At 37.7% G+C, this 4,735-nt stretch carries 5 protein-coding genes and 1 pseudogene; all 6 read left to right on the top strand.

The genetic code is table 11. From position 1 onward, the window contains the following. Nucleotides 1–417 precede the first annotated feature (417 nt). The 6 genes and pseudogenes from NL647_RS26955 to NL647_RS26930 all read left to right on the top strand — a co-directional run bounded on the left by NL647_RS26955 (nt 418) and on the right by NL647_RS26930 (nt 4,507). On the top strand, nt 418–627 hold the full coding sequence (locus NL647_RS26955) for a cold-shock protein (protein WP_253650906.1): 210 nt from the start codon (nt 418–420) through the stop codon (nt 625–627). Between the two features lie 204 nt (nt 628–831). After that, entirely contained in the window at nt 832–987 is a 156-nt protein-coding gene (locus tag NL647_RS26950) for a hypothetical protein (RefSeq protein ID WP_253650905.1), read from the top strand. A gap of 549 nt (nt 988–1,536) precedes the next feature. After that, nucleotides 1,537–2,088, top strand: coding sequence for a recombinase family protein (locus NL647_RS26945; protein ID WP_253650904.1), 552 nt, complete (start codon nt 1,537–1,539; stop codon nt 2,086–2,088). A 449-nt stretch (nt 2,089–2,537) separates the two neighbouring features. Beyond that, nucleotides 2,538–3,118 (top strand): annotated as a pseudogene (locus tag NL647_RS26940) (IS3 family transposase); the annotation flags it as partial. A 23-nt stretch (nt 3,119–3,141) separates the two neighbouring features. Continuing rightward, complete coding sequence (locus tag NL647_RS26935) at nt 3,142–3,702, top strand: ISAs1 family transposase (RefSeq protein ID WP_253650903.1); 561 nt, start codon at nt 3,142–3,144, stop codon at nt 3,700–3,702. A gap of 424 nt (nt 3,703–4,126) precedes the next feature. After that, entirely contained in the window at nt 4,127–4,507 is a 381-nt protein-coding gene (locus tag NL647_RS26930; RefSeq protein WP_253650902.1) for a NirD/YgiW/YdeI family stress tolerance protein, read from the top strand. The last annotated feature ends 228 nt before the right edge of the window (nt 4,508–4,735 follow it).

Below are 4,735 nucleotides of genomic sequence, written 5' to 3'. Positions count from 1 at the left end.
ATTACAATGCTCAGGTTGGCGAGACTTACGCAATGATCAAAGCGCTGAACAAGCTTACAGGACTTGGTATGCCTGAAACTCATTATATTGCTTAAGAACTGAACAACTTTAGGCTGCCATGTCTTCCCACCGAATTAAGCAACAAAGCCACAGCTCTTTGCAGTAGGTGCTTGTGATAGGTAACGATTAAGCTTCTTGTTACAAAAACTCTAGATTTTCCAAAAAAAAGTATCTTTAATTAAATTAATCTGTATAGTGGGTCTTGCTCTGACAAAGAGTTGTTTCAAGATAAAATATAAAGTTAGTTTTTCAGCGTCATACCTAGCAAGTCTCTCTCTGTAATCTCCTTAATTCTCTATCCTAAAAATAATACTTATGTTCAGTGCACCTTAATATTAATTTTATAAGGGGCATAATATGTCTAATCAAGTAATTGGTACAGTAAAGTGGTTTAACGAAGCTAAAGGTTTCGGTTTTATTTCTCAAGCGAATGGTGATGATTTATTTGTTCATTTCCGAAACATTTTAGGTGATGGTTTTAAGAAGCTTATTGAAGGCGATAAGGTTTCCTTTACAGTGGGCAAAGGTCCTAAAGGTCTTCAAGCCGAAAATGTAGCGACTATTTAGTCTTACAATTGAATTCAAACTGCCTTGTCATATTTATGACGAGGTAGTTGCTCTGAAAAAGAGTTGTTTCAAGATAAAATATAAAGAAAGTTATCCAGCGTCATCCCTAGCAAGTTTCTCTCTGTAATATCCTTATTTCTCTATCCCATAAATAATACCTATGTTCAGTGCACCTTAATTATAATCTTTATAAGAGGGCATATTATGTCTAATAAAACAGTTAATTACGAGAATAGAATTAATAAAAATAAACCTATTCAAAATAAAAAATCATCAATAGATAAAAATGCAACGATGAATAGCCTTCTCCAGAGGATTGCTGATGGTCATGTAGGTGTTGTTTTGGAGGAATTACTTTGAGAAATAACGGTAGAAAGAAGATCTGGTTTAAACTGAGAAAGTGTGAATCAAATACTAAAAAATCTTATCAACTTGCATAAATACTTTGTAAAGGGTTGCCAATTGGCAACCCTTTTTCGTCACTATGCCACGGTTGATTTAACGTATAGAGCATAATAATTACGCGAGGAACTAGAGGTTAGGCTCCGTCTCTTTTTTGTTGATCTAGTAAACTCTGGGGCATTTTAGTGTTTCATGTCCCTTGTAAGCACACTTCTCGACATAGGCAGTTTAGATCCAATGCCCTATTTCTGTTATGTCTACACTAATTGCTATCGCATTTATGAAATAACCCAGAGCAATCAAAATAGCAAAATCAATAGATAATTAAAATCAAATAGCTTGCTGCTCATTATTTCGACAAAGAACATTCGTTAAAATATTGCATAACTTATTGTTGCATAAACATCAATCTATCATTTTGTATACTTTTTGATAGTTCGTGAAATTATCTATCAAAAGTACTATCATAAATGCCAAATCAAAATATCTTAGAGTTATTGGTAGATTATGGAGAAAATCGGATACGCTCGAGTGAGCTCTACTGGTCAAAGTTTGGATGTTCAATTGGAAAAATTAAATTACGCGAATTGTCAACGCATTTATCAAGAAAAACGAAGTGGTCGAACCTCTAATCGACCTGAATTTCAGGCTTGTATGAATTATCTTCGAGAAGGTGACACTTTGGTTATCACCCGTTTAGATCGCCTTGCTCGCTCTGTTGTTCATTTAGCCCAACTAGCTAAGCGCTTTGAACACGAAAAAATCAACTTAATTGTTATTGATCAAAACATCGATACCAGCACATCAACCGGTAGATTGATGTTTAACATGTTGGCGTCGATTGCTGAGTTCGAAAATGATTTACGTACTGAGCGGCAAGCTGAAGGTATTGCCAAAGCAAAAGAGAATGGCGTTAAGTTTGGACGCCCAGCAAAACTTAACGATCAAATATGCCGTGCAATACGTACTCGTCGAACTGAGGGGGCAACCATAGGTCAAATTGCGAAAGAATTTGCCTTAGGAGAAGCAACAATATATCGAGCACTAAAAAGGTCGTGATAAAAACAGTCTATCTTTGAATACGATAGGCCATCGAATAACGGAATCACACTTGTGATAAGTAAGTTTAAAACTTCATCGTATGGCCATCATTGAACCTAATACTCATTATCTGTCGTTTTTTCGCTTGAACAATTAGATAATCACTTAGTTTCTCATGTGAAAAAGCGCAATAAATATGCTTACCAACAGAAATCTCAGTTCGTAAAAAATCTTCTATCGAACCCAAGGTGCTAGCGTAGAAGAGATGTCGCTCATCTGTCATATCAATAGCCTAGAAAACATTCTAATACAACTAAGTATAGTTCTAAATATCAAAACTAGAGAAGTGGCTCCCCATTTTCGGACATGACTTTAAGTGATTGATCTGTTTGTATTGTCCCTAAAAATACTGGAACAGATTATGACAAGAAAAACGTAGAAACCACTCACCCGAATTTAAAGCTAAGGTGGCGCTTGATGCTGCTAGAGGTGATAAAACTGTCGCTGATTTAGCTCAGAAATACAACCTTCACGCTAACCAAATCTCTACATGGAAAAAAGAACTGCTCGAAAATGCAGCTATGATTTTTGCCTCTGAAAGCCAGTCAGGCAAGGACAGCTCTGAAGAAGTGGACAAACTGCACGCCAAGATTGGTCAATTGACCATGGAAAATGATTTTTTGACCAAAGTGCTCGGTCGTTAGGCCGAGCCCAGCGAAAGAGCTCGCTGGTTAAATCCACCCAATTTCCAATAAAGCGCCAGTGTGAGCTTCTCAGTATTGCTCGCTCTACTGCTTACTATCAACCCATAGGACTCTCTGCTGAAGAGATTGAACTACGCCGCATGATTGACGAAATTCACCTTCAGTATCCGCTCATGGGAAGCAGACGCATTCGAAATGAGTTGGCTAAAAAAGACCATAACGTTAATCGTAAATGTGTCGTTCGGCTGATGCGAGACATGAGTATTGGGGCTATTTACCCCAAGCCTCGAACGACCCTGGCGAACAAAGCACACAAGGTTTATCCCTACCTTTTGCGTGATATTAGAAGGTGTAACGGTTTCTGTCGATGCCATTGGTCTTAAAAAATCAGCCATCTATCTTTGAGAAAGTGGTCGCTTACGCGGCTAATGAAGGAATGCGATTAGAGAATCTAATTTCTGACGGATTTGATGAAGGTCATGGGCGATTGGTTAGACGGCGATACTTTGCTTTCCCTTTACCTGAAGAACTTCATAATCACGCGCTATCTGAAATAAAATCATGCATAGCCGCTGAGCGTATTGTTCAAGAAGGAAGATGTGAGCCAGTAACCAAGCACTTCAGTTATTACATTACCAACAACTCGGCTTCTCACCCTAAGTTGGCTGATTATGTCCGACAGCATTGGGAAATAGAAAGTCATCATTGGTTATTGGATGTCTATTTCAACGATGATGGTGACAAAAAATATGAAGAAAACTCAGCAGAAAATTTTGCTCAAATTAAACGCTTGATCCTTAATTTAGTCAAAGCTAAAGAGTGGATAGGAAAAAAGAAAAGTGTGAAATCTAAATTGAAATTAATTGGCTGGGATAAAAATTTAATGCTAGAGCTTTTGTTCGGTAGCAAACAAGGGGCTATCAATTAACTTATTGATATCATATGATAAATCTGAGGTGCGGTTCTGTTCAAAAAAGCTCTGAATAGGCAAAGTTACTCATAAAACGACCAAGTTGAAGGAGAGAAGTTCTCCGCGCGAATCAGGCTGAAGGATGAGACCATTTTCTAACGCTTAGTTGTTGTTTAAAAAAACACTCATGAAAACACCGAGCAAGGGATAGAGAAAGCCAAAGCGCTTGGAAAATATCACGGGCGAAAACCAGATTTAAAACTCAGAGAAAATATTCAACTACTTTTAAATGAAGGGAAAAGTTGGTCGCAAGTTCAGGCGCTCTTAGGGTAGCTACCGCTACAGAGCAAAAACACATAGCTAGAAAATAAACAAAATTTTCATCTGCCATTCATTTGATGAAGCTAATATGAGTTCAGTTACTACAAACAGAGACTCAATAATGAAAACAAAACTCTTAATGACCACTTTTACTCTTGTTGCTTCTAGCAGTGTTTTTGCTCAAGGTTTCACTGGCAATAATGCCCTGACTCAGTCAGGGTTTTCAGGACCAACACAAGGCATTTCAACAGTAAAACAAGTTCTTGATGCAGGGATGTTCAGTGACGATATGCCAGTCACATTGACAGGTCAGATTAAAGCTTCTCTTGGTGGTGAAATGTACCTGTTTAGCGACTCAACAGGTGAAGTGACCGTTGAGATAGATCATGACAAATGGTGGGGACAATCAGCCACACCAACTACGAAAGTTAAAATCATGGGCGAGATAGATAAAGACATCTCTGGCACAAAAGTAGATGTAGACATAATAAAGGTACTTTAAACACTCGTCGTTTCACGAAAACTTCACATTTGCCAAACGATAATCAACCAATATTACTCAACTAAAATAGTCTTAAAGCATGAAAAAAACATTACTTACAGTAGTGCTAATCAGCGCATCGTTTAGTGCGCTGTCATCTCCTTACATCGGTTTAGAGTATGGTTTTGGCTCAACAAACCATGATGGTCAAAGTCATTTTACCTCTTCTCCAGAAGTAAAACTTGAACC

The organism is Vibrio sp. Y29_XK_CS5 (assembly GCF_024181835.1).
GTDB lineage: Bacteria > Pseudomonadota > Gammaproteobacteria > Enterobacterales > Vibrionaceae > Vibrio > Vibrio harveyi.
This window is presented reverse-complemented; position numbering and strand designations above follow the sequence as displayed.

Bases quoted from the DNA above. Each gene is read 5' to 3' on its own strand.
- NL647_RS26955 (WP_253650906.1), top strand. From the start codon at position 418: ATGTCTAATCAAGTAATTGGTACAGTAAAGTGGTTTAACGAAGCTAAA.
- NL647_RS26950 (WP_253650905.1), top strand. From the start codon at position 832: ATGTCTAATAAAACAGTTAATTACGAGAATAGAATTAATAAAAATAAA.
- NL647_RS26945 (WP_253650904.1), top strand. From the start codon at position 1,537: ATGGAGAAAATCGGATACGCTCGAGTGAGCTCTACTGGTCAAAGTTTG.
- NL647_RS26935 (WP_253650903.1), top strand. From the start codon at position 3,142: ATGCCATTGGTCTTAAAAAATCAGCCATCTATCTTTGAGAAAGTGGTC.
- NL647_RS26930 (WP_253650902.1), top strand. From the start codon at position 4,127: ATGAAAACAAAACTCTTAATGACCACTTTTACTCTTGTTGCTTCTAGC.